The sequence below is a fragment of the Lignipirellula cremea genome, assembly GCF_056501455.1.
Map to the genome: position 1 here is coordinate 4,261,131 of NZ_CM151415.1, position 22,640 is coordinate 4,283,770.

The following is a 22,640-nucleotide window of genomic DNA, read 5'->3' on the forward strand; positions in this document are numbered from 1 at the left end:
ACGCCCTCATGCTGAAAGACTCATGCGAAAGCTGGTAGGCGGCGGCGCTGCGGCGCTCGGTGCAGTGGGCGTTTTGCTGTGCGTCACGGCCATCGGCGCAGGCTGGCTGACGGCTGCGCGAATCGTCGATCGGATCGATCGCGCTGCCGCTCGACTGGACGGCGGCCTGGATAAAACGGACGCGTGCCTCGCTCGCATCGAAGCGCGAGCGAACGCGATTCGCACGGAGCTCGACGAAGTGCATCAGGGCGTCGAGACGCTTTCGGCCGACGATCCGGACCTTCCTCGCGTTCGCGAAGCTGTCGACCGGCTTGTCATTCGCCTGAGTTCGTCGCTCGAGCGGATCGACGCCATCGCTGAGTCGGTTGCTTCGTTCGCCGCCATGATCCGGGCGGCCGCGGATTTCGTCGATCAACTCACCGATGAGACGGCGACGGCGGAGCGCGCTCGCGAAGCCGCCGACGCGATCGATCGAGCCGCAGATGCGTTGAGCGCTCCGAAGGACAAGGTCGAAGCGTTGAGGTCGGCGACGGCGACTCAGCTGCTTCGCGGCCTCGGCAACTTAACTCGCGAAGCGGTCGCTGGAACGGATGCGCTCGCCGACGGACTCGCCGCCGCGCGTGCGGAGATCGCCGTCGCTCGCGAGGGGAAGGTGAAATACCGGGATGCGGCTGCACTTCGCGTGTACGCTGCCGCGGCGGCGAACAGTCTGATTTTCGCGTGGGCCGGCGTGGGGCAGCTTTGTCTTTTCAACTGGGGCCGGCGGCGGTTCGCGGCCGTGCGTCCTCCGCCCGCGTGAGGGTCGCATACGCTTCAGTCGCGATCTAGATAGGATTGCGACTTATTCATCCAACTGAAGACGGCGAAGAAAAATGCGGTCGACCAACCGCACATCAGAATGCCGGTCAGCGCCTCGACGCCTCCGACCAGGCGCCACTCTGGCGGCAGGACAAGATCGCCGTAGCCGACCGTCGTATACGTCACGGCGCTGAAGTAGAAGGAGGAGGAGAGGTCCGGCATCGCCTCCGTCCATGCGTAGAGCATGGCCCACGCCGCAATTTAGAAACAGATGGACGAGTATCGTGGCGCCCGCCACGGCGATCAGCAGGGCCGTGGAGCGCCAGAACGTCTGCGCACGGTTTAGCCGATCACGCAGGGTTCGCATCGCTGCCGTCAGGCCCAGCGCATGGAGCATGACGCAAACCGCCATCAGTCCGAAAGCGATAATCAGGTTCGAAATCATCTCCGCCCATCCGGTTCGAAGCCCGCGCGATACACAGGTTCAAGACTGCCATGACTAAGAAACGCAAAACCGCCGCATCGTCCAGGCTGGATCGCGAGGCTTACGATGCTGAGTTGCGACGCCTTCAGGCAGAGCTCTGCACGCTCCAGGAGTGGGTGAAGGCCAAGGGGCTGCGCGTGATCGTCGTGTTCGAGGGCCGCGACGGAGCCGGAAAGGGCGGGACCATCCGCGCGATCACCGAGCGCGTCAGTCCGCGAGTTTTTCGCGTCGTCGCCCTGCCAGCGCCGTCGGACAGGGAGAAAAGCCAGATGTACATGCAGCGATACCTGGCGCACTTCCCGGCAGCGGGCGAGATCGTGATCTTCGATCGAAGCTGGTACAACCGGGCCGGAGTCGAACGAGTGATGGGGTTCTGCACCCACGAGCAGCATCAGCAGTTTCTCGCACGCTGTCCCGAGATCGAGAAGTACATCGTCGACGGCGGCATCTTTCTGCTCAAGTACTGGCTGGAGGTATCCAACGAAGAGCAGGAGAAACGATTCAAGGCGCGCATCGCCGACCCGATACGCCAGTGGAAACTGAGCCCGATCGATCTGCCTTCCCGCGAACGGTGGTACGCATACTCCCGCGCGCGAGACGAAATGCTCGATGCCACCGACACGAAGCACGCGCCGTGGCACGTTCTGCATTCCGACGACAAGAAGCGAGCCCGGCTCAACTGCATCGCGCACTTACTGAGCCGGATCCCCTACGAAAAGCTTCCCCGGGACGACATCGAACTGCCGAAGCGCGCGAAGGAAGACGCCTACGACGATCAGGAATCCCTGAAGGGGCGCCGGTTCGTTCCCGAGGTTTATTGACGGCCCTATGAAGTCTTGGCTATCGGTTCTCCAATGGGCGCCGCGGTATCGGGCCGAGTGGCTGCGGCCTGATCTGGTCGCGGGCATCACGCTCGCCGCGTACCTCATCCCGGCCAGCCTGGGCGACGCTTCGCTGGCGAATCTGCCGCCTGAGGCGGGCCTCTACGCCTGCATGTTCGCGGGGCTCGTAACGCCGACGGCGTGATCGACAGAACGGGGTCGCAGGGATCGATGGAGGCCAGGCTGTTCGCGTACGACGCGAACGGCGACGGCATCGACCTGAACGAGTACTCGTTCGCGCACAAGTCGGAACTGTTTCGGATGCGAGCGGTTTCTGCAATCTCGGAAAGACGTTTCGCCGATGCGGCGAACGCTCTGGAGCGATTTCTGCTTCTCTGGCCTGACGACGTGGACGCCCTAGCGGCGTACTGCCGGCTTCTCGCGACGTGCGACGACCCGGACGTTGGTGACGCGGCTCAGGCGATCGAGTTCGGACGCGGCGCGTGCGAACGTCGAAGTGGGCTGATTTCGAGGCGATCGACGCTCTGGCCCTGGCGTTGGCCGCGTCCGGAGACTTCGCCGGAGCGGACCCTCGGTGAGCGAGTCGGTCGAGGTTCGGAGTGTCGATATCCGTCCGCCCGACGACGCCGACCGCTGGATTTCGGGTGCTTCTGACGGGGGGCGGAAGTCGCCAGACTCGCTCGCGTTCGAATATCCAAGTTGGCTGGCCAGCCGAAGGGTCCGGAGATAGGGGACGACTTGGGCGGATCTCCGGAGGGAACGAACTCAGCGACTTGCGTCGGATGGCCGAGGGCGGACAGAAGCAAGGGGCTTGAGAAGTCTTTGCGAGGAAGCCCAAGCCGTTCTCGAACGATCTTGACGGAATCTTGAGATCTTCGCCGCCAGCTTTGACGCCCGTTTGAGGCGGCGACTTCTAGTATACGTGCATGGCGTTCGGAGGTTCGGACGTCGATCGCTTCGCACGTAATTCGGAGAGCGCCGTGAGCGTTCTGATGCTGCTGCTGGGGCTGGCCGCGTTCGCCGCGATGTTCGGCTTCGCCTTCGCCTGCGAGCGGTTCTAACTCTCGCCGTTAGGCTATCGAGAGATGCGACGACTACTCGTTCGTCGTCGAGCGATGTCGTTCTCTCCCGAAAGGGGACTCGCATGGACTGGATCGTCAACGCCGCCACGGTTCTCGCGGCGACCTTCGCTCTCGGCTACCTGTCGTACGTGATGCTCCGCCCGGAGCGGTTCTAGTCGGCTGCAGCCTTCTGCCGGATTATCGCCGCTTCGTCGCGAGACGCCTTCAAGGAACTATGTCGGATGTCCGGGATTTCAGCGTTTCTCATTCCTGCGATCATCATCGGTCTGACCCTGGCGCTTGCCTGGCCTCTCGGCTGGTACCTGCGCTGGGCCATGGAGCCGGAGGAGCCGGGACCGCTTCGCCGTAAGTACGAAGCGCTTTGCGGAGCGCTGCTGGGCAGGCTCTCGACGTCAAAACAGACCTGGAAAACGTACTGTCTGTCGCTGCTGACGTTCAACGTCGCGATGTTTCTCTTCGTCTTCGCGATGCTGACGTTTCAGCATCGCCTGCCGCTGAACCCCGACGGGAAAGACGCGCTGGAAGCGAGCCTGGTCTTCAACACGGCGGCGAGCTTCACGAGCAACACTAATCTTCAGCATTACTCGGGCGAAGCCTCGCTCAGCTACCTGTCACAGCTCGGGGCGCTGATGTACCTGCAATTCGTCAGCGCCGCGACGGGTCTCGCCGCGGTGACAGCGCTCTCTCGCGGGCTCGCCGGACGGACGAACTTCGGAAACTTCTATCAGGACGTCTGGCGCGCGACGGGGCTGGTTCTGATTCCGCTGTCGCTGCTGTTCGCCGGCTTCTTCGCGGCGTGCGGCATGCCGATGACGTTCGACGGCGCCGCCGTCGCCCAAACATTGGAAGGGGCGACGCAGACGATCGCCCGCGGACCCGTCGCGGCGTTCGTCGCGATCAAACAGCTCGGCACGAACGGAGGCGGATACTTCGGACCGAACTGCACCCATCCGCTGGAGAACCCGGGCTTCTGGTCGAACGTCGGCACGAACGTCGCAATCCTGCTGATCCCCATGGCGACGGTCTGGATGTTCGGACGCATCATCGGACGGATGCGGCACGCCGCCGTGATCTTCGGCGTGATGCTCGGGTGCTACCTGACGTTCGTGGGCCTGGCCTGCTGGTTCGAGACGGCGCCGACGCGGGCCTTCGCCGAACTGCCCGTCGCGTCGTCGATGAACCTGGAAGGGAAGGAGCTTCGCTTCGGATCGACCGCCGGGGCGACCTGGGCCGTGTCGACGACGTCGACCAGCAACGGTTCGGTCAACGCGATGCATGACAGCCTCAATCCGCTCACGGGGCTGATGCCGATGATCGGCATGTGGCTGAACGTCGAGTTCGGCGGCGTCGGCGTGGGGCTGATCAACATGTTTCTGTACGTGATCACCGCGGTCTTTCTGGCCGGGATGATGGTGGGGCGGACGCCGGAATATCTGTCGCGCAAGGTCGAGGCGAAGGAGATGAAGCTCGCGCTCGTCGCGCTGCTCGTCCATCCCCTGTTCATTCTGGGGGGAACGGCTCTGTTCGCGACGACGCCGTGGGGACTGGAGACGATTCAGGAGTCCGGTAGTCACGGCCTCTCGGAGATTCTCTACGAGTTCAGCTCCGCCGCGGCCAATAACGGGTCGGGCTTCGAGGGGCTGGGCGACAACACGGTTCCCTGGAACGTCGCGACCGGTCTCGTGATGCTCCTCGGTCGCTATATACCGATCATCGCGCCGCTGGCGATCGTCGGTTCGCTTGCTGCGAAACGCAAGACGCCCGAGTCCGAAGGAACGTTTCGGACCGACAACTTCACGTTCGGCGTCCTTCTCGGCGGAACGCTGCTGCTGGTCGGAGCGTTGCTGTTTCTGCCGGTCGCCGTGCTGGGACCGATCGCCGAACACCTCGCTCGCTGACGCCCGATTACGTGGGAGCGTTCGAACCAATCGCACATTCAGGATCGATGTCGATGAGTACGAGTGCTGCTGTCCGTGTTGCTTGTGAAGGCGCCCCGAAGGGTGAGCCGGGAAGGAAGGGGTCGAACGAACTGTTCGACGCGAAGACGCTCGGACCCTCCGCGATGCGGGCGCTCCGGATGCTCGACCCGCGCGTGATGGCTCGCAATCCGGTCATGTTCGTGACCGAGGTCGGGTCGCTGCTGACGACGCTGGCGACGATCGCCGCGATCGTTTCGGGAGCCCAACTCTCCGTGATCCTTTACTTCGCCGCGATCTCGCTGTGGCTCTGGCTCACGGTCTGGTTCGCGAACTTTGCGGAAGCGATCGCCGAGGCGCGCGGTCGGGCCCAGGCTGCCGCCCTTCGCTCGGCCCGGCAGGATGTCGAAGCGAGTCGTATCACGGACCGTGCAGGCATGATCGTGGAGCATGTCTCTTCCGCGGATCTGACGGCGGGCGACGTGGTGATCGTTCGCGCGGGCGAGATCATCCCCGTCGACGGCGAGGTCGTGGAAGGGGTCGCCTCGGTCAACGAGGCGGCGATCACCGGCGAAAGCGCTCCCGTCATTCGCGAGAGCGGCGGCGATCGATCGGCGGTGACGGGGGGCACGACCGTCGTCTCCGACTGGCTGATCGTTCGCGTCACCGCGAAGCCTGGCGAGAGCTTTCTCGACCGGATGATCGCGCTCATCGAAGGAGCCGAACGGAAGAAGACGCCCAACGAGATCGCGCTGACCATCGTGCTGGCGGGCTTCACGATCGTGTTCCTGATGGTCTGCGGCACGCTCTATCCGATCGCGACCTACTTCGACGTCTATATCGACGTGCCGACGCTCGTCGCCCTGTTCGTCTGTTTGATTCCGACCACGATCGGCGGGCTCCTTTCCGCGATCGGCATCGCGGGGATGGCCAGGCTGGGGCGGGCGAACGTGATGGCCATGTCGGGCCGCGCCGTCGAAGCGGCGGGCGACGTCGACGTCCTGCTGCTCGACAAGACCGGAACGATCACCCTCGGAAACCGCCAGGCGACCGCCTTCGTGCCCGCGCCGGGCGTCGACGAACGAACGCTCGCGGACGTGGCGCAGCTTTCGTCGCTCGCCGACGAGACCCCGGAGGGCCGCAGCATCGTCGTGCTCGCGAAGAACCGCTTCGACATTCGCGGTCGCACCATGGAACATGCCGAGCACGAGTTCGTGAAGTTCACCGCCCGCACGCGGATGAGCGGTCTGGACATGAACGGTCGCAAGATCCGCAAGGGAGCCTTCGACGCGGTCGCCGGCTTCGTCCGCGAGAACGGCGGAGAGGTCTCGGAGGCGGTCCAGCGCGACGTCGACAAGATCGCTCGCGAAGGGGGAACGCCGCTCGTCGTCGCGGAGAACGATCGCGTGCTCGGCACGATTTACCTCAAGGACATCGTGAAGGGGGGCATCAAGGAGCGCTTCGCCGAACTCCGCCGCATGGGAATCAAGACCGTCATGATCACGGGCGACAACCCGAAGACCGCCGCCGCCATCGCCGCGGAGGCCGGCGTCGACGACTTCCTCGCCGAAGCGACGCCCGAGGCGAAGCTGGAACTGATCCGCAAATACCAGGCGGAGGGACATCTGGTCGCGATGACAGGCGACGGCACGAACGACGCCCCGGCGCTCGCCCAGGCCGACGTCGCGGTAGCCATGAACACCGGCACGCAGGCGGCGAAGGAGGCCGGCAACATGGTCGACCTCGATTCGAACCCAACCAAGCTGATCGACATCGTCGCCGTCGGGAAGCAGATGCTGATGACTCGCGGCGCGTTGACGACCTTCAGCGTGGCGAACGACGTTGCCAAGTACTTCGCCATCATTCCGGCCATCTTCATGGTCGCGATTCCGGAGTTGGCGGCTCTCAACCTGATGGGCCTCGCTTCGCCGCAGAGCGCGATCCTCTCCGCCGTGATCTTCAACGCGATCGTGATCCCCTGCCTGATTCCGGTCGCGATTCGAGGCGTGAAGTACCGACCGGTCGGCGCCGCGACGCTGCTGCGCGACAACCTGCTGATCTATGGACTGGGCGGGCTGATCGTACCGTTCGTCGGCATCAAGCTGATCGACCTCGTCGTCGCGTTCGCTCTGCCGGGAGTCGCATGAGCGACCGTTCCGCGACGTATCCTGCTTAGAATCGAAGAAGAGCTTCCGAACATGAATGAGATCCTGACAGCCGTGCGTCTCTGGATTCTCACGCTCGTCGCGTGTTGCGTCGCGTATCCGCTCGTCGTCTGGGGCTTCGCTCAGGCGGTCGTGCCGGAGCAGGCCCAAGGGAGCCTGATCGTCGACGATGTCGGGACCGTCGTCGGTTCCCGACTTCTCGCGCAGAGCTTCTCCGCGCCCGAGTATTTCTGGCCCCGTCCGTCCGCGGTCGACTTCAACGCTAGCGGCGCGGGAGGCAGCAACCTCTCGCCGACCAATCCGCTTCTGACGGAGCGCGCGGCCGAAATACTCGATCGCTATGCCTTGCCGGACGGCGAGCCTATCGCGACCGATCTCGTCGCGGCTTCGGGTTCGGGCCTCGACTCGCATGTCACATTGACGGCAGCGAAGCAACAGATTTCGCGGATCGCGCAGGCTCGCGGACTGACGGAGGAGGTCGTGCTCGCCGCGGCGATGCAGGCGACCGACTCGCCGACGCTGGAATCGTTCGGCGAAGCTCCGCTCGTGAACGTGCTGCTCGCAAACCTGGCGCTCGACGCCGCTTCGAAACGCTGACCGATGACCGACGCCGAACGTCCGACCCCCGAGCAGATGCTCGCCCGACTCCGCAGCGAGCCGGACGCGGAAGAGTCCCAGGAAGGTCGCCCCCGCCGCGGTCGGCTGAAGGTCTTCTTCGGCTACGCCCCCGGCGTCGGGAAGACCTATGCGATGCTGCAGGAGGCGCAGCGTCTGAAAGCGGCGGGCAAGGATGTCGTCGTCGGCTACGTCGAACCGCATGGCAGGGTCGAAACCGAAGTACTCCTGGAAGGAATCGACGCGATTCCGCCTCTCGCCGTCGCCTACGGGAACGCGACGCTGAAGGAGTTCGATCTCGACGGAGCGCTCGCTCGCCGTCCCGAGATTGTTCTCGTCGACGAACTGGCCCATACGAACGCGCCCGGCCTGCGGCATCCGAAGCGCTGGCAGGACGTCGAAGAACTCCTCGACGCCGGGATCGACGTTCATTCGACCTGCAACGTGCAGCATATCGAGTCGCTGAACGACGTCGTCGCCAGGATTAGCGGCGTCGTCGTCAGGGAAACCGTCCCGGACGAGGTCCTCGAACGGGCGGACGAGATCGTGCTCGTCGACCTGACGCCGGAAAACCTCCTCGAACGATTGAAGGAGGGGAAGGTCTACGTCCCGGATCAGGCTCAGCGGGCGCTCGCGAACTTCTTCAAGCGGGAGAACCTGGTCGCCCTTCGTGAACTGGCGCTGCGCCGGACCGCCGAGCGCGTCCATGAAGACGTCGCCCTGGCGCGAAAGGGATCAGCATCCAAGCATGCGTGGGCGACGCGGGAACGACTGCTGGTCGGGGTCAGCGCGAGTCCGACGTCCGCCAAGGTGCTCCGCGCGGCGAAGCGCTTGTCCGACTCGCTCGATGCCGAATGGATCGCTCTGCACGTCGAGGTTCCCGCCTCGGCAGGACTACCTCCGGAGGATCGCAGCCAGCTGGTCGAGAATCTACGTCTGGCGGAACGACTCGGCGCCGAAGTCGAGACGATCGTCGGCGAGGATCTGGTCGACGAAACGATCGCCTATGCCCGGCAGCGCAACGTCACCAAGATCGTCATCGGCAAGACGGACCCGTCGCGGGCCAGGCGGCTGCGGACTCGCCGAACGATCGCCGATCGACTGCTCGACGACAGCGGCGACATCGACGTTTACGTCGTGCGGGGCATCGGCGACGCGGCGCCGACTCCTCCGGCGCGTCGGTCGCAGAAGTTCGAGCGGCGACCCTGGCTCGAGACGGCAGGCATCCTCGCGGGAGCGACGGTCGTAGCGCTGACCCTGCACCAGGCGGGGTTGAGCGAGGCGAATCTGGTGATGACCTACCTGCTCGCGGTCGTCGTCGTGGCCTTTCGTTGCGGAAGTCTTCCGTCGATCGTGGCGTCGATCGCCTCGGTCCTGCTGTTCGACGTCGTCTTCACCGAACCGTACTGGACCGTCGTCGTCGACGATCTGCAGTACCTCGTGACGTTCGGCGTGATGCTCGCGGTCGGCCTCGCGACGGCGGCGATGGCGTCGCGGCTTCGGGTCCAGGCGGAGATCGCGCGTCGGAACGAGGTCCGCACCGCGGCGCTCTACCGCCTGGGCCGAAAGCTCTCCGGCATCGCGGGCAGCGACTTCCTCGCGGCAGAGACCGAACGAGCCGTGGCGGAGACCTTCGGCGTGCAGGCCGTCGTGCTGCTGCCGGACGGCGGTTCGCTGCGCCCGATCGTGGATCACAAGGCGTCGTTCGCCGCCGAGCCGAGCGAAATCGGCGTCGCGCAGTGGGCGTTCGATCACGAACAGGTCGCCGGACATGCGACCGATACCCTCCCTTCCGCGAAAGGGCTGTACGTTCCGCTCGCAGCGCCCGGCGGAACCGTCGGCGTCCTGGGAGTATGCGGCGACGATATGCAGAAGTTGCTGCTGCCGGATGCACGGAGGCTACTCGAATCGATCGCCGCACAGGCGGCCCTCGCGATGGAACGCGATCGGCTGACGCTCGCATCGGCCTCCTCCCGCGTCGAAGCGGAGACGGAAAAGGTTCGTAGTACGCTGCTCGCTTCGGTGTCGCACGATCTGAGGACGCCCCTCGCCGTGATCACCGGCGCGTCGAGCAGCCTTCTGGACGGCGCCGCAGCGGACGATCCGAAGCTTCGGCGCGAGCTGCTCGAAAGCGTCCGCGAAGAAGCGGGCAGACTTTCCCGGCTCGTCGAGAACGTTCTGCGTTACGCTCAGCTTTCGTCAGGGAAGTTTCGTGTCGAGAAAGAGTGGCATCCGCTCGAGGAGATCGTCGGCTCGACGTTGCACCGGATGGAGATGACGATCGGCGATCGACCCGTCGAGGTCGACCTGCCGGAAGACTTGCTACTGGTCCACGTCGACGCCGTCCTGATCGAGCAGGTTCTGGTGAACCTGGTCGAGAACGCCTGCCGATACTCGCCGGCGGAAGCTCCGATTTGCGTTGCCGGTCGACAGGACGGTCGCCGATCGATCGTCGAGGTCGCCGACCGCGGTCCCGGCATTCCTCCCGAGGAGTCGGTTCGAATCTTCGGGTCATTCGAGCGAGGCAGCCGCGCGAATCTCGATTCTCGGGGAGCGGGGCTCGGACTTGCGATCTGCCAGGCGATCGTCGACGCTCACGGCGGCAAAATCGAACCGCTGGCTCGCGCAGGGGGAGGAGCGGTCTTCCGCATCTCGCTTCCTTCTCCGTCCCGGCCGCCGACGGTCGAACTAGTCCGGGCGTCGACCAGTGAAGGAGCCGGCTCATGAACGCGTCGGAGTCGAGCGCCGCGACGATCGCGATCGTCGAAGACGAAGCGCCGATCCGAAAGTTTCTGCGTGCGTCGCTGGTCGGCGAAGGGTATCGCGTCGAGGAAGCCGAGACGGCGCTCGCCGGGCTGCGCCTCGTGACGCAGCGTCCGCCCGACCTGCTGATTCTGGACCTCGGTCTGCCCGATCGGGACGGCAAGGATCTCATCGCCGAGATCCGCGGCTGGTCGTCGCTGCCGATCGTCGTTCTTTCCGCGCGCGATCAGGAAAAGGAGAAGGTCGCGGCGCTCGACGCCGGCGCCGACGACTATCTGACGAAACCGTTCGGAGTCAGCGAACTCCTCGCACGCATCCGCGTCGCGCTGCGTCATCGCGACCGCTCATCGTCGGCGAACGACGGGCCCACTCGGAAGGAATTCGTCAGCGGCCCCGTGCGGGTCGACCTGGAAGCTCGCCGCGTCTTTCGCGACGGCGAGGAGGTTCGTCTGACGAAGACGGAGTTCGACCTTCTCGCCCTGATGATCCGCAACGAGGGCAAGGCGCTCACGCACCGATTTCTGCTCAAGGAAATCTGGGGACCCCATAGCGTGGGCGAGACGCATTACCTCCGCGTCTTCGTCGCCAACCTGCGCAAGAAGCTCGAAGCGCAGGCCGCCCGTCCCCGCCTGATCCTCACCGAACAGGGCGTCGGATACCGTCTGAACGCTGGCAGCTAGACAGCGTCTTCGCCTGCTAGCTCTCCTGTCACAGCCCCCGGAAGATCGACCTCAGCACGAGGCGTCGACTTGAACGCGGCGGCAGTCGAGACGTTGAGCAACGCGGCTTCATTCGGCGTGCGTTCATCCAGCAAGCCGCTGTACTACCTGTACTACTTTTGCGCCGAAAACTGCCTCGAATCGCGTGTGGAAGAAACTCCGTATTCGTGTCGCCGTCCACCGATTTTGTCCGGTTGCTCGCCCATTAGAAATGTCCGCTGCTTGGCCTCAGAAAGGGGGCGGCATGAGGACGATTTCGATGAGCGAGGACGAGCGGCGGCGGTTGGCGGCATGCGAACGGATCGCGGCGGGGGAGTTGACGCGGGTCGCGGCCGCCGCGGCGCTGGGCGTCACGGATCGACAGATCCGTCGGTCGTTCGCCCTTTGGAAAGCCGAGCGACTCCGCTCGGCTTTTTGCGTTGGTGAATTGCATCGAAACGGGTACCCTGCGGGAACCTCTCAGAGACATCTCTGAACCTGTGAAAGGTGCCGCTCATGCGTACGCTCGTATTCGCAGTCGAGGCTTGCTGTCTCTTCGTGATGGCAACCGGCCTCAACGCCGACGAGTCTTCGCGGTACTACCGCCCGCTTCGACCTGGAGAAAAGCCGCCGTCGCACACCACAATCCCAGACGGAATCGCCGTCGTCATACCGCCATTTATGCCTGACACGCTGCTCGTCAGCCAGCCGGGCAAGTATGGGGTCGAGCCGAACTCTGACGTGCGGGTCACCCTCGCTGTGGATCCGAAGCGGTTCCCGATCGTTTTCCTGAAGAGTACGAATGGCGAGGCGGGTGCCGTGAGGCCTCCAAGAGTGACGAAGACGCGATCAATCGAAGGGAGTGCAACCTCGACAGCCGAGATTGATTTCGGAATCGTCGATGTCGACGTTACGCTCGAAGTCAGGAACGCAGAGACCTCAGCCGTCGATCGCTACGAGTTCAAGGTTCGCAAGCCGGCTGAAACGGAAAAAGAGACACACGTAGAGGTCGAGTTTCTTGCCGAGCCGGGAACCTATTCTGTGAGTGTCGGAACCATCGTTCGCGTTCATTTCGCGGCCATCGAAGGACACGAGTACAAAGCCGTCGCGTCGCCACTGCTAAAGCAAGTCGGGAAGCGAGTCATCCGTAGGCGAGATGCAGGATCCCTTCAGTTCGTCACAGAGTTCGAGTTCGAGGCTCTTGAAGCGGGGTCGGTCCTCATCACGGTCGAGGATGCTACGACCCCAGCGGAGAGTAAGTCGATGGCTTACGAAGTTCGTATCCGCCCCTGAAGGTCGCTGACCTTAGAAGACCTGCAGGCCAGGAACCGCCATCCGGGAAACCGCCGCGTGTTCCGCCCCATCCGGCTTCCGGAAGTAACGCTGCGTCATTTCCGGCGAGTTATGCCGCAGCATCTTCTGAGCGAGAGCCTGAGGCGCGCCCGCCATCTGCAGACACGTCCCGAAAGCGTGCCGGAAGGAGTGGAAGTCCCGCTTCTCCCCGTTCGTCAGTTCCGGGATCTTCGCCGCCTTCAGGTCGTCACGGACCATCTTGTAGGTCATCTTGATCGCGAGCCCCGGAAAGATCGTCTCGTCCCGAGTGACCAGCCAGTCCCGTAGCTTCTCCGCCATCTGAGGGTGGAGGGCCAAAGCAGCGTCTTCCTTGTTCTTCGTCCGTCCGCTCGTCAGAACCACGAAGGCCGCGTCCAGGTCGTCGAGGAAGAAGCTCGCCTGCGTCAACGCACCGAGTTCCTTGCGGCGCAGGCCCGTGAGGTTCGCGAGCCGGTATAGCCACGCCCGCTCTTTCCCGTCGAGGCCCTCGATCGTCTTCTCCGAGCGGTAGGTCGTGACGGTCAGCGTCTCCATTTCGGTCGCCGACAGAGCGCCACGAGGGCGACGCATCGCCGTGTCGTTCTTGATGACCATGTCGCTCAGTGGGCGAGACTGGATGTAGCCTTTCTCGAAGAGGAAGTAAGCGAAGCGACGCATAGCCTTCCGGTAGTGGTTCTTCGACTCGTCGGAAAGAGGCTTCGATCCAGGCCGAGCGATTCTCTTCGCGTTCGCCTTACCGCAAGCGGAGAGCGTGACCATTCGGTTGATCGTCTTCTGGTCGCGACCGGTCGTGATCTCGTCGAGGGACTTTATCCCTGCTTCCGCGACGACCCGCTCGACCCGCTTCACGAGACACTCGGCGCTGCCGATGCGTCGATTCTCAGCCGAGTCGAGTTCGAACAGGCCGGGCACTTCTCGTTTCTCGCCGGTCTTTGGGTCGATCTCTTCGGTTCAGCACGTCCGCCTTCGTCGGGACGAGCGGTCCCGGTCCGGGGGAGACCGACTCGATCCTGGTTCTGTACAATACCGAGTCGCGCTAATCTCCCCGCGAGCGGTCTCCCGCTCGCTCACGATACGGATCTCTCCATGCGTAGCCTCAAGGCGCTCGGATTCCTCGCGGTCGCCGGTCTCTCGATCGCCTCCTCCGCCTACGCTGCCGAACCGACGAACCTCTCGCTGGCGGAGGTCAAGAAGCAGGTCGACGGCGGTAGGGCAGTCCTCGTCGACGTGCGGGAAGCGAGCGAATGGAACGCCGGCCACGTCGAAGGCGCCCTGTTCCTGCCGCTGAGCGCCGTGCAGGACGGCCTTTCGAAGGAAGAACTCGCCAAGCTGCCGAAGGACAAGACGCTGTACGTTCACTGCGTCATCGGCAAGCGGGCGCTGACGGCAGCGAACGTCTTTGAGAAGCATGGCTATCGGGCGGAATCGGTCAAGCCCGGCTACAAGGAGCTTATCTCCGCCGGCTTCCCCGCGGCACAGGATTAAGCACGTGCCGACCGAAGCGCCTGAATGGGCGGCGACGGCGAAGCCCGCTCTCACCGCCCTCTGCCTCGCCGCGTTCTGGATGTGGGAGACGTTCTTTCCGCGCGTCGCCGATCGAAAGCGACGCTGGCGTCATGCGGGTCGGAACGTCGCGATCGCTCTCGGAAACACAGTCGTCCTGGCGCTGGTTTTCGCCACGGCGACCGTGTTCGTGGCGAATTGGGCGTTAGAGGAGAGCTTCGGTCTGCTGCACGTCTCCGGAATCGCATGGCCCTGGCGCATGCTGCCGGCGATTCTGTTGCTCGACACGTGGTTGTACCTTTGGCATCGGGCGAACCACCGCATTCCTTTTCTCTGGCGGTTCCACCGAATGCACCACTCCGATCGGGAGATGGACGTCACCACCGCGACCCGTTTCCACGTCGGGGAACACGTCGGCGGCGCGACGCTCCGGCTGGGTCTGATTCCCTTGTTCGGCGTGACGGCGTTCGAGATCCTGATCTTCGAGACGCTCGTGGTCGCGAACACGATGTTCCATCACGCCAACATCTCGCTCGGCCGCTTCGACCGTCCGCTCCGCGGCCTGATCGTTACGCCGCGGATGCACGAGATCCACCACTCGAGGCGACGACCCGAGACCGACTCGAACTACTCGGTTCTCTTTTCGCTGTGGGACCGAGCGTTCCGCACGTTTCGCATGCGGCCCGACGGAGAGCCCGTCGAACTCGGATTGGACGAGTTTGACGACGACCGCTGGCAATCGATGCCGGGCATGCTGAAGACGCCGTTCGTCGCCGTCAGGAAGTTCGCGTCCGGCGAATCGTCGGCTGCCGACGAAGCGGGGGAGCCGGTCCCCGGTTCTGCTTGGAGAAACTGAGACGTTGCTTGTAGACCTCCTGCTCCCGAGGCATCAGCGCCAACGTTCATGTTCGGCGGAAGGTCCTTTCGCGAGAACTTGGCGAACGCCCTAGCGGAGAATCGGGTCGACGTTTTTCGCCAGCGTCTGGCCCCCGAGCAGGGCGATGATAGCGATCGTGACTGGGACCTTCGGAGAGACGCGAGGCGAACCCGTCGACTTAGTCGTCGTCCACGCGCGGCAGACGCCAGACTTCGCGAAAGTCGCGGGAAGCTCGCCGAGGGGGATCGTATCGACACCCCCGGACTCGCGCACTTCGCCGGGCGATCGTGAGCCTCTGGGACTCGCAGGGTGACTAGCCACAGCTGAACCTTCTGCTCGCGGCGCTGATGTTCTGGCAGGGCCGCTTCATGTTCTACGGAGCCGCTGTAGGTCCGGTGGGGGCCGAAGCGCTCGGCTCTCATCGAGAACAGGGCTTCGTCACTCGATCGGTCGCCAACGGCCTGAACGTTGCCGGAGTCGTATCGCTTGGCGTCTGGTGCTGGGACCTCGCTTCGCAGCGGAGCAGCACCAGACGCGGATGGGGAACCGCATGGATGGGCTTGGGGTTGGCCGCTCTGTTGCTCATCCTGCTGGCATGGCTTCACCTGAAACTCGCTGGGACCATCCCGAGTTGCTCTACCTGCTGCCCGTCGCAGGCGGGGCGATCGGCGCGACGTACTTCGCGTTCGGGAAGTCGGTCGCCGCGGGCAACAACAGCCTGATCGTCGACGAGATTCACGAACCGGGCGGCGGCGTCCCGCTCCGAATGGCTCCGCTCGTTCTCGTCGGGACGATCGTCACGCATCTCTTCGGCGGCTCCGCCGGACGCGAAGGGACGGCCGTTCGAATGGGCGGAGCGATCGCCAGCGGGCAGGCCAAGCTCCTGCCGCGACTGATGAAGGACGACGTTCGCGCGCTGCTGGTGACCGGCGTCGCCGCGGGATTCGCCGGAGCGGGAGAAGGCGAGCCGACGCGGCGGGTCGGGCGGAGCCGCCTGGAGGACGATCGCCACGAGCAGGCGCTGCACTTCCGCCACGGTCAGCGGAAGCAGCTCGAGCCGCATTTTTTTCGAACGCGGGCGACGCTTGGAAGACTGGGCGGACGCGTCGATCTCCGCCGCGCGGATCGCCGCGCCGCCGACGACGGAAGGCTTGTCAGCCGCCGTCCTTCAAGATGCTTCCGCCGCAACTCGAACCGCAACCGGCGGCGCAGCCGAAGCAGTGACGCCCGGTGGAGATCGGCCGTCCTGAAAGCTTCGAGACGTCGAGATCGATCACCGACTGCGGATACCCGGACTCGATTTCGAGATCGAGCATCTGGTTGAAGTCGCAGTCGAACAGTCGTCCCTGCCAGTCGACGGAGAGCGTGTTGCGACACATCAGTCCGTCCAGCGTCCCCGGATTGAACGCAGCGACCAGCTTCTCCAGGTAGGCTTCGTACCTGCCGCTCTGAACCAGGTCGTCCAGAAACCGGCTGATCGGCAGATTTGCGATCGCGAAGAGTCGATCGAAACGCACGCCGTAGCGGGCGAGGAGTTCCCGCCGGTAGTCCGCTTCCAGCTTCGACTGATCGGGCGGCAGCGACGGACCGATCGGGTTGTAGACCAGAGTCAGAGTTCTTCGCTCGTCGCCGCTTCCGTAGCCGAGCGAGTTCAGCCGGCGAAGAGCCTCGATCGACTTTCTGAAGACGCCGTCGCCGCGTTGGGCATCGGCGTTCTCCTCCAGGTAACAGGGGAGCGACGCAACGATCTCGACTTCGTGATCGGCGAGAAACTCCGGGAGGTCCTGGAAACCCGGAGCGACCAGAATCGTCAGATTGCAGCGATCGATGACTCTTCGCCCGAGCTTCCTCGCTTCGCTGACCAGCCAGCGGAAGTCGGGATGCATCTCCGGCGCGCCGCCGGTCACGTCCAGGACGCCGATACCGCTCTTCGCGAGCAGGTCCAGACACGCCTGCATCGTTTCGCGGGACATCGATTCGCGACGGTCCGGACCGGCATCGACGTGACAATGGCGACAGGTCTGGTTGCAGACCTTGCCGATGTTGACCTGCAGGATCTCGACGTCGCCCGCCCGAATTCCCTCGTAACCTGAGCTCCGCAGCGACTCTTCGAAGGTCGGGATCGAAAAATCCGATTCCAGCAGTTCCCTCTGCTTCGCGGCGAGAGCCAGTTCGTGACGACGTCGGTTCAGCGACAGAAGCGACATGGGCGCCGGGCGGAAGGAGCGAACGGTTGCGAGCGTCAGAACGACATTGGTCGGCGCGAGAATCAGCAGCAAGGCTCGCCGTCGCAGGACGAAGCGGCCGGTTCCGTCGTCGCTCGGTACTCCAGGCCCTTCGTCTCGCGCGGAGAACGCCGCTTCGATCGACGGCAGTCGAACTCGGCGGCGCTTTCGACCGCGACGGATTCTCGCGGCTCGACCGGCTCGAACAGACCAGAGTACGGCTCCGTCTGCAACAGCCGGAACGTCTTATCGCAGACGGCGGTCCGCTCTCCGCGACGGTAGACATGCCCGTCGTCGTCCTGCACCGAGCGGAAGGGACCGCGGTAGATCACCGCCTGTTTCCTTTCCAGACAGGGACCCTGCTTGCCCTTGAATGCGACGACGGTGACCGAGCGAAACTCGATGCCCTCGACGACGCGCCACGGCTCCGCCGAACGCTTCGCGATCTGAATGCCATGGAATCCGGCCTGCTCGAACGCCTGCATGAATTCCTCCTCCTGAAAGGCGCCGGAGATGCATCCGGACCAGAGTTCGGGATCGCGCCGCAACTCGGCTGGAACCGTCTCGTCGGAAACGATGTCGCTGATCGCCGCGCGTCCGCCGCGTTTGAGCACACGGAAGACCTCGGCGAAAAGTCGACGCCGGTCCTCGGGACGGACGAGATTCAGCACGCAGTTCGAAAGCACGCAATCGACGGAATCATCGGGGATCATCGGCTCCTCGCGACGCAGACGCTCTTCGACGCCGCGCAATCGAAGCCAGTCAGCGGAACTGGTGCAGGGCGACTCCTTCAACTCTCGGTCGAGCCGATCCAGATCGAGCCCCAGATCCTGGATGAGCCCCCGTCGAAACTCGACGTTCGCGTAGCCGACGCGGTCGGCGAAGTCCCGGCGATGACGTCGTGCGAGGTCGAGCATCTCCTGGTTGCAGTCGACGCCGACGACGCGTCCTTCGGAACCGACGATCTGCGACGCGATGTAGCAGATCTTTCCGCCGCCCGACCCGAGATCCAGTACGACGTCGCCCGGACGTACGAACGCCGAAGGATCGCCGCAACCGTAGTCGCGCTCCACGATCTCCTGGGGGACAGCCTCGAGATAGCGCCGTTCGTACTCGACCGGGCAGCACAGTTCCGGCTCGACGCGCTGCGACGCGGCAGCATAGCGCGATCGCACCGCTTCCTCCTCGCCAGGAAAGGTCGTACCGTGAACGTCCACCTGCTTCGCCCCTTCCGACTGCGGTGTGTTTCTTTCGTTCAATAGCAAGCGAGCGCTTCGCCCCATCCTGGAGCGTTTCGCGACCGCCTCCTCTGAGCGTGTTGGCTCATCTTCGCCTATGCTCGCCGAAGTCTCCATCGTGGTGCCGCTTGGAACCGGCGAAGCGCTTTGGCGGAGACTCCACGCCGACCTGGAGCGTGCGTCGTTATCGGCAGAAGTGATCATGGTTGCGCCAGAGGGCGACGGGACGCCACAAGAGTTCGACGACAGGGAGCGGATCGGACGGTCCGTCCGATGGATTTATGCGACGCAAGGCAGGGCACGCCAGATGAACTCCGGCGCGGCGGCCGCTGGCCGGGATTTTCTCTGGTTTCTGCATGCCGATACCAGGCTGGCGCCCGATTCGATCGCGAAGCTGGACGCGTCGCTCGCCGCCGACCGCGAAAGCCTGCGCTACTTCGACCTCGCGTTTCTGCCCGACGGTCCGCGGGCGATGAACTTAAACGCTTGGGGCGCCCGATTTCGCTCGCGAATCCTGGGGATGCCGTTCGGCGACCAGGGGCTTTGCCTGCCGCGCGCGACGTTCGAGGAACTAGGCGGTTACGATGCCGACGCGTCCTACGGCGAGGATCATCTGCTGGTCTGGTCCGCGCGGCGTCGCGGAGTGTCCCTGCGACCCGTCGGCGCCGTCCTCTACACCAGCGCTCGCAAGTATCGAGAACGCGGATGGTTCAAGACGACTCGAACGCACCTCTACCTCACGGCGAGGCAGGCGATTCCGGAGGCGTGGACTCTGCTTCGCAGTCGCATCGCCGGACGAACGACTCTCAGGCCACGTCGCCGGACGTCGGACTGGCCATCTTCGTGAAGACGCCGGGCGCCTCTCCTTTGAAGACCCGCCTGGCGGAGACCGTCGGGCGCGAAGCAGCGGAGCGTTTTTATTCGCTCTCGATCGCCGCGATCGAGGCCGTCGCGATCGACGCGAAGCGATTCGCCGTGGAGCCGTACTGGACGATCGCCGAGTCCGACCAGGCAGATCATCCGCTCTGGAATCGGTTGGAGCGACTCGTTCAGCCCTCGGGAGGCCTGGGCTTGCGACTGTCCGAAGTTTATCGGCAGTTACTGGAACGGCACTCTATCGCGCTGCTGATCGGAGCGGACGCTCCCCAACTCCAGCCCGACGCTCTTCGCGAGGCGGCCGAGCGATTGCGTTCCGGAGGCGAGCCGACGTTCGTGCTGGGGCCGTCGCGAGACGGCGGCTTCTATCTTTTCGGCGGTCGAACTCCTGTACCGGAAGAATTATGGACGTCCATCGAGTACAGCCGTTCGACGACGGCGGAAGCGCTTTCGGAGCGCCTCCGACCGCTCGGCCGAATCGAGCGCCTTCCGCCGCTCTCCGACGTCGATACGGAATCCGACCTGGAATGGGCGGCGAGCGACCTGCGGAAGTTGGGCGAAGATGCGAGCGAGACGCAGCAGGCGATACTTCGCTGGATCGAAGATCGTCCTTCTCGGGAAACGCCCCGAACCTCTTCCGGACGCGTCGGACCGAGTGAATGAGGGGAACGAGCAGATGTCAGAGGACGAACGATCGCCGAGCCAGCCTGGATATCGCTCCCTCGGCGTCAGACTGGGCGTCCTCGTCCTTCTGGCGGCGGCCGCGATCGGCGTCTACTTCGTCTTCGGCGAAAGCCTGACGCTCGAAAGCCTTGCCGAACGCGAGTCGCGGCTCCGCGAGTTTCAACGAACGAGCCCCCTGCTGATGTACGGTATCGCCGCGGCGATCTACGTCGCCGTCACAGGCGCGTCCATTCCAGGCGCGGTGCCGCTGTCGATGGCGTATGGATGGTTCTTCGGATTCCTGCCGGCGCTGATCCTGGTGAGTTTCTCTTCGACTGCGGGAGCGTCGCTCGCCTTCCTCTTGTCGCGGTTCGTCTTCGGAGACTACCTCCAGCGTCGCTTCCGTTCGCGACTGGAGAGTTTCAATCGTGCCTTCGAACAGGACGGCGCCTTCTACTTGTTTTCTCTGCGTCTGATCCCGGTCGTGCCGTTCTTCCTCGTCAACGCTCTGATGGGGCTTACGAAGATTCGATTGCGCACGTTCTGGTGGGTCAGCCAGATCGGGATGCTCCCCGGCACCGCGGCCTACGTCTACGCCGGCTCCGTCGTCCCGAGCCTTCGCGAACTGGCCGACGATGGAATCGAGGCCGCGTTCGAACCTCGGCAACTGACGCAGATCCTCGCTGCATTCGTGGCGATCGGCCTGCTGCCGCTGGTCATGCGTGTTTTGGTTCGGAGTGCGGCAAAGCGGATGGGCAAATCGACGAAGGCGGATCAGCCGACCGAACGGTCCAGCGAAGGTCGACAAGACGCTCCGGCGGGAGGGGCGGGCGACGGCGATTCTTGACGTGACGACCTCTTTAGTGAGCCGATTCAGATGCCCAGTCCCTACGATTCCAAGCGGGATCAGGAAGTTCGACCCGACGATTGGCGCAATCCTCAGCCGACGGGACGTTACAACCTCGTCGTCATCGGGGGCGGAACGGCAGGACTCGTCGCAGCGGCGGGGGCGGCGACGCTTGGCGCGAAGGTGGCGCTAATCGAGCGCGACCGGCTCGGCGGCGACTGCCTCAACGTCGGATGCGTTCCGTCGAAAGGACTGATTCGCTCCGCCCGGGCCATCGCCGAGGCCCGACGAAGCGGCGAGTTCGGCGTTCGCGGGGCCGAAGCCGCGACGATCGATTTCGCGGCCGCGGCGGAACGGATGCGAAGGCTGCGCGCCCGGATCAGCCATCACGACTCTGCGAGTCGCTTCCGGGACTTGGGAGCGGACGTCTACTTCGGCGACGCTCGCTTCGTCGGACCCGATCGCGTCGCCGTTGAAGGAACGGAGTTGTCGTTCTCCAAGGCCATCCTCGCGACCGGAACGAGACCCCGCATCCCGCAGATTCCGGGACTCGATCAGATCGACGTCCTGACCAACGAAAACGTCTTCGATCTGGAGGCGCTTCCCGCACGCCTGGGCGTCATCGGAGCGGGGCCGATCGGGTGCGAACTGGCTCAGACCTTCCGTCGATTCGGCTCTGAGGTCGTTCTGTACCAGTCGGAGCGAATCCTTCCGAAGGACGACCCGGACGCAGCCGAGATCGTGAAGCAGGCCCTCCTGCGCGACGGCGTTCGCATCCTCGGCGGGGGGAAGCGTCTGCAGGTCGAGCGAGTTGGCGCGCGAGTCCAGGTGACGACTCCCGATGCGGAGGACGCCGAAGCTTTCGACCGTCTGCTCCTCGCCGTCGGGCGAGAACCGAACGTCGAGGGGATGGGCCTCGAAGCAGCCGGCGTCGAATGCGACGACGAAGGAGTGAAGGTCGACGATCGCTTACGCACGACGAACTCGAAGATCTACGCCGCCGGCGACGTCTGCTCGAAGTTCCGCTTCACGCACGCGGCTGATTTCATGGCCCGGCTCGCGGTTCAGAACGCGCTGTTTTTCGGGCGACGTCAGATGTCCTCCCTCGTCATCCCCTGGTGTACCTACACTTCGCCGGAACTGGCGCAGGTCGGCCTGACGGAAGATGAAGCGCGCCGCCGCGGCGTGGAATACGACGTCTTCGTGCAGCCGATGCGGGAGGTCGATCGAGCCGTCCTCGATGGCGAAGAGGAGGGCTTCGTCAAGGTTCTCTCGAAGAAAGGAGGCGATCAGATCCTCGGTGCCACGATCGTCGCCGAACGAGCCGGCGAAATGATCGGCGAGCTTTCGCTCGCCATGACGCACGGCCTCGGGTTGAAGCGCCTAGGCAACGCGATCCACCCCTATCCGACGCAAACCGAGGCAGTTCGTAAACTCGGGGACGCCTACAACCGCACCCGACTCAAGCCGCTCGTTCGCCGAGCGCTCGAAGCTTGGCTGACGTGGCGAAGGTGATCGAACGGCGATCGTGTCGACGCATGGGGATTTGCGGTTTGCCGATCAAGATCGTTTAACGAAAGCTCTCCTGAGAAGCGTTCTTGGCTCGAAGCCTTCTTGCGAATCTGGAACGGAGCCGGGAGGCCGCGTCCCTCATGGGCAGAGGCGTCGCCGACCGTGCCGACGCAAGGAAAGCAGCGAGCTGGTTCACGCCCGGCT

At 64.3% G+C, this 22,640-nt stretch carries 21 protein-coding genes and 1 pseudogene; 18 read left to right on the forward strand and 4 right to left on the reverse strand.

Going from position 1 to position 22,640, the window contains the following annotated elements:
- Window positions 1-22 precede the first annotated feature (22 nt).
- A complete protein-coding gene (locus SH602x_RS16700; protein ID WP_479473391.1) occupies window positions 23-799 on the forward strand; it encodes a hypothetical protein in 777 nt (258 codons plus the stop codon).
- Window positions 800-813: 14 nt separating this feature from the next.
- Here the strand turns inward: SH602x_RS16700 and SH602x_RS16705 are convergent, their stop codons facing one another.
- Window positions 814-1,044, reverse strand: coding sequence for a potassium channel family protein (locus SH602x_RS16705; RefSeq protein WP_479473392.1), 231 nt, complete (start codon window positions 1,042-1,044; stop codon window positions 814-816).
- A 249-nt stretch (window positions 1,045-1,293) separates the two neighbouring features.
- Between SH602x_RS16705 and ppk2 the strand changes: the two genes are divergently transcribed.
- From ppk2 to SH602x_RS16755, 10 genes are all read left to right on the forward strand, one after another.
- The gene (gene ppk2 / locus SH602x_RS16710) at window positions 1,294-2,103 is read left to right on the forward strand and encodes a polyphosphate kinase 2 (RefSeq protein WP_479473393.1); all 810 of its coding nucleotides are present in this window, start codon (window positions 1,294-1,296) and stop codon (window positions 2,101-2,103) included.
- A 7-nt stretch (window positions 2,104-2,110) separates the two neighbouring features.
- Window positions 2,111-2,308, forward strand: coding sequence for a SulP family inorganic anion transporter (locus SH602x_RS16715; RefSeq protein ID WP_479473394.1), 198 nt, complete (start codon window positions 2,111-2,113; stop codon window positions 2,306-2,308).
- A gap of 742 nt (window positions 2,309-3,050) precedes the next feature.
- A complete protein-coding gene (locus SH602x_RS16720) occupies window positions 3,051-3,185 on the forward strand; it encodes a hypothetical protein (protein ID WP_479473395.1) in 135 nt (44 codons plus the stop codon).
- A gap of 83 nt (window positions 3,186-3,268) precedes the next feature.
- Window positions 3,269-3,361: a potassium-transporting ATPase subunit F gene (locus tag SH602x_RS16725; RefSeq protein WP_479473396.1), complete on the forward strand. Its 93-nt coding sequence runs from the start codon at window positions 3,269-3,271 to the stop codon at window positions 3,359-3,361.
- A 66-nt stretch (window positions 3,362-3,427) separates the two neighbouring features.
- Complete coding sequence (gene kdpA, locus SH602x_RS16730) at window positions 3,428-5,104, forward strand: potassium-transporting ATPase subunit KdpA (RefSeq protein ID WP_479473397.1); 1,677 nt, start codon at window positions 3,428-3,430, stop codon at window positions 5,102-5,104.
- A 53-nt stretch (window positions 5,105-5,157) separates the two neighbouring features.
- Window positions 5,158-7,269, forward strand: a complete 2,112-nt coding sequence (gene kdpB, locus SH602x_RS16735) for a potassium-transporting ATPase subunit KdpB (protein WP_479473398.1) — start codon at window positions 5,158-5,160, stop codon at window positions 7,267-7,269.
- A 51-nt stretch (window positions 7,270-7,320) separates the two neighbouring features.
- On the forward strand, window positions 7,321-7,884 hold the full coding sequence (locus tag SH602x_RS16740) for a potassium-transporting ATPase subunit C (protein WP_479473399.1): 564 nt from the start codon (window positions 7,321-7,323) through the stop codon (window positions 7,882-7,884).
- A 3-nt stretch (window positions 7,885-7,887) separates the two neighbouring features.
- Window positions 7,888-10,629: a DUF4118 domain-containing protein gene (locus SH602x_RS16745; protein WP_479473400.1), complete on the forward strand. Its 2,742-nt coding sequence runs from the start codon at window positions 7,888-7,890 to the stop codon at window positions 10,627-10,629.
- Window positions 10,626-11,345, forward strand: coding sequence for a response regulator (locus SH602x_RS16750; RefSeq protein ID WP_479473401.1), 720 nt, complete (start codon window positions 10,626-10,628; stop codon window positions 11,343-11,345). Before SH602x_RS16745 ends, SH602x_RS16750 begins: the two co-directional genes overlap by 4 nt.
- A gap of 534 nt (window positions 11,346-11,879) precedes the next feature.
- Entirely contained in the window at window positions 11,880-12,656 is a 777-nt protein-coding gene (locus SH602x_RS16755) for a hypothetical protein (protein ID WP_479473402.1), read from the forward strand.
- Between the two features lie 12 nt (window positions 12,657-12,668).
- Here the strand turns inward: SH602x_RS16755 and SH602x_RS16760 are convergent, their stop codons facing one another.
- Window positions 12,669-13,607 (reverse strand): tyrosine-type recombinase/integrase, encoded by a 939-nt coding sequence (locus SH602x_RS16760; RefSeq protein ID WP_479473403.1) that lies wholly within the window; start codon window positions 13,605-13,607, stop codon window positions 12,669-12,671.
- A gap of 174 nt (window positions 13,608-13,781) precedes the next feature.
- Between SH602x_RS16760 and SH602x_RS16765 the strand changes: the two genes are divergently transcribed.
- The 3 genes and pseudogenes from SH602x_RS16765 to SH602x_RS16775 form a co-directional block, all read left to right on the forward strand.
- Window positions 13,782-14,180 carry a rhodanese-like domain-containing protein gene (locus SH602x_RS16765; RefSeq protein WP_479473404.1) on the forward strand — a complete coding sequence of 133 codons (399 nt, stop codon included), beginning with the start codon at window positions 13,782-13,784 and terminating at the stop codon, window positions 14,178-14,180.
- Between the two features lie 4 nt (window positions 14,181-14,184).
- Window positions 14,185-15,054: a sterol desaturase family protein gene (locus SH602x_RS16770; protein WP_479473405.1), complete on the forward strand. Its 870-nt coding sequence runs from the start codon at window positions 14,185-14,187 to the stop codon at window positions 15,052-15,054.
- Between the two features lie 616 nt (window positions 15,055-15,670).
- A pseudogene (locus SH602x_RS16775) lies at window positions 15,671-15,970 on the forward strand (chloride channel protein); the annotation flags it as partial.
- A gap of 259 nt (window positions 15,971-16,229) precedes the next feature.
- Here SH602x_RS16775 and arsS read toward each other — a convergent pair.
- A complete protein-coding gene (arsS, locus tag SH602x_RS16780; RefSeq protein WP_479473406.1) occupies window positions 16,230-17,282 on the reverse strand; it encodes an arsenosugar biosynthesis radical SAM (seleno)protein ArsS in 1,053 nt (350 codons plus the stop codon).
- 62 nt (window positions 17,283-17,344) lie between these two features.
- The gene (locus tag SH602x_RS16785) at window positions 17,345-18,742 is read right to left on the reverse strand and encodes a methyltransferase domain-containing protein (RefSeq protein WP_479473407.1); all 1,398 of its coding nucleotides are present in this window, start codon (window positions 18,740-18,742) and stop codon (window positions 17,345-17,347) included.
- Window positions 18,743-18,845: 103 nt separating this feature from the next.
- Here SH602x_RS16785 and SH602x_RS16790 point away from each other — a divergent pair, with 103 nt between their 5' ends.
- From SH602x_RS16790 to SH602x_RS16805, 4 genes are read left to right on the forward strand one after another with little or no spacing between them, the layout of a single operon-like run.
- Window positions 18,846-19,385: a hypothetical protein gene (locus SH602x_RS16790; RefSeq protein ID WP_479473408.1), complete on the forward strand. Its 540-nt coding sequence runs from the start codon at window positions 18,846-18,848 to the stop codon at window positions 19,383-19,385.
- On the forward strand, window positions 19,304-20,077 hold the full coding sequence (locus tag SH602x_RS16795; RefSeq protein WP_479473409.1) for a TIGR04282 family arsenosugar biosynthesis glycosyltransferase: 774 nt from the start codon (window positions 19,304-19,306) through the stop codon (window positions 20,075-20,077). The genes SH602x_RS16790 and SH602x_RS16795 overlap by 82 nt, the downstream gene beginning before the upstream one ends.
- A 13-nt stretch (window positions 20,078-20,090) precedes the next feature.
- A complete protein-coding gene (locus tag SH602x_RS16800; protein ID WP_479473410.1) occupies window positions 20,091-20,924 on the forward strand; it encodes a TVP38/TMEM64 family protein in 834 nt (277 codons plus the stop codon).
- Between the two features lie 30 nt (window positions 20,925-20,954).
- Entirely contained in the window at window positions 20,955-22,439 is a 1,485-nt protein-coding gene (locus tag SH602x_RS16805; protein ID WP_479473411.1) for a mercuric reductase, read from the forward strand.
- Window positions 22,440-22,640 lie beyond the last annotated feature (201 nt).

Bases quoted from the DNA above. Each gene is read 5' to 3' on its own strand.
- SH602x_RS16720 (WP_479473395.1), top strand. From the start codon at position 3,051: ATGGCGTTCGGAGGTTCGGACGTCGATCGCTTCGCACGTAATTCGGAG.
- SH602x_RS16745 (WP_479473400.1), top strand. From the start codon at position 7,888: ATGACCGACGCCGAACGTCCGACCCCCGAGCAGATGCTCGCCCGACTC.
- SH602x_RS16805 (WP_479473411.1), top strand. From the start codon at position 20,955: ATGCCCAGTCCCTACGATTCCAAGCGGGATCAGGAAGTTCGACCCGAC.
- SH602x_RS16790 (WP_479473408.1), top strand. From the start codon at position 18,846: ATGAACTCCGGCGCGGCGGCCGCTGGCCGGGATTTTCTCTGGTTTCTG.
- SH602x_RS16725 (WP_479473396.1), top strand. From the start codon at position 3,269: ATGGACTGGATCGTCAACGCCGCCACGGTTCTCGCGGCGACCTTCGCT.
- SH602x_RS16785 (WP_479473407.1), bottom strand. From the start codon at position 18,742: ATGATCACTTCTGCCGATAACGACGCACGCTCCAGGTCGGCGTGGAGT.
- SH602x_RS16750 (WP_479473401.1), top strand. From the start codon at position 10,626: ATGAACGCGTCGGAGTCGAGCGCCGCGACGATCGCGATCGTCGAAGAC.
- SH602x_RS16700 (WP_479473391.1), top strand. From the start codon at position 23: ATGCGAAAGCTGGTAGGCGGCGGCGCTGCGGCGCTCGGTGCAGTGGGC.
- SH602x_RS16715 (WP_479473394.1), top strand. From the start codon at position 2,111: ATGAAGTCTTGGCTATCGGTTCTCCAATGGGCGCCGCGGTATCGGGCC.
- ppk2 (WP_479473393.1), top strand. From the start codon at position 1,294: ATGACTAAGAAACGCAAAACCGCCGCATCGTCCAGGCTGGATCGCGAG.
- arsS (WP_479473406.1), bottom strand. From the start codon at position 17,282: ATGTCGCTTCTGTCGCTGAACCGACGTCGTCACGAACTGGCTCTCGCC.
- SH602x_RS16800 (WP_479473410.1), top strand. From the start codon at position 20,091: ATGTCAGAGGACGAACGATCGCCGAGCCAGCCTGGATATCGCTCCCTC.
- SH602x_RS16765 (WP_479473404.1), top strand. From the start codon at position 13,782: ATGCGTAGCCTCAAGGCGCTCGGATTCCTCGCGGTCGCCGGTCTCTCG.
- SH602x_RS16755 (WP_479473402.1), top strand. From the start codon at position 11,880: ATGCGTACGCTCGTATTCGCAGTCGAGGCTTGCTGTCTCTTCGTGATG.
- SH602x_RS16740 (WP_479473399.1), top strand. From the start codon at position 7,321: ATGAATGAGATCCTGACAGCCGTGCGTCTCTGGATTCTCACGCTCGTC.
- kdpA (WP_479473397.1), top strand. From the start codon at position 3,428: ATGTCCGGGATTTCAGCGTTTCTCATTCCTGCGATCATCATCGGTCTG.
- SH602x_RS16705 (WP_479473392.1), bottom strand. From the start codon at position 1,044: ATGCTCTACGCATGGACGGAGGCGATGCCGGACCTCTCCTCCTCCTTC.
- kdpB (WP_479473398.1), top strand. From the start codon at position 5,158: ATGAGTACGAGTGCTGCTGTCCGTGTTGCTTGTGAAGGCGCCCCGAAG.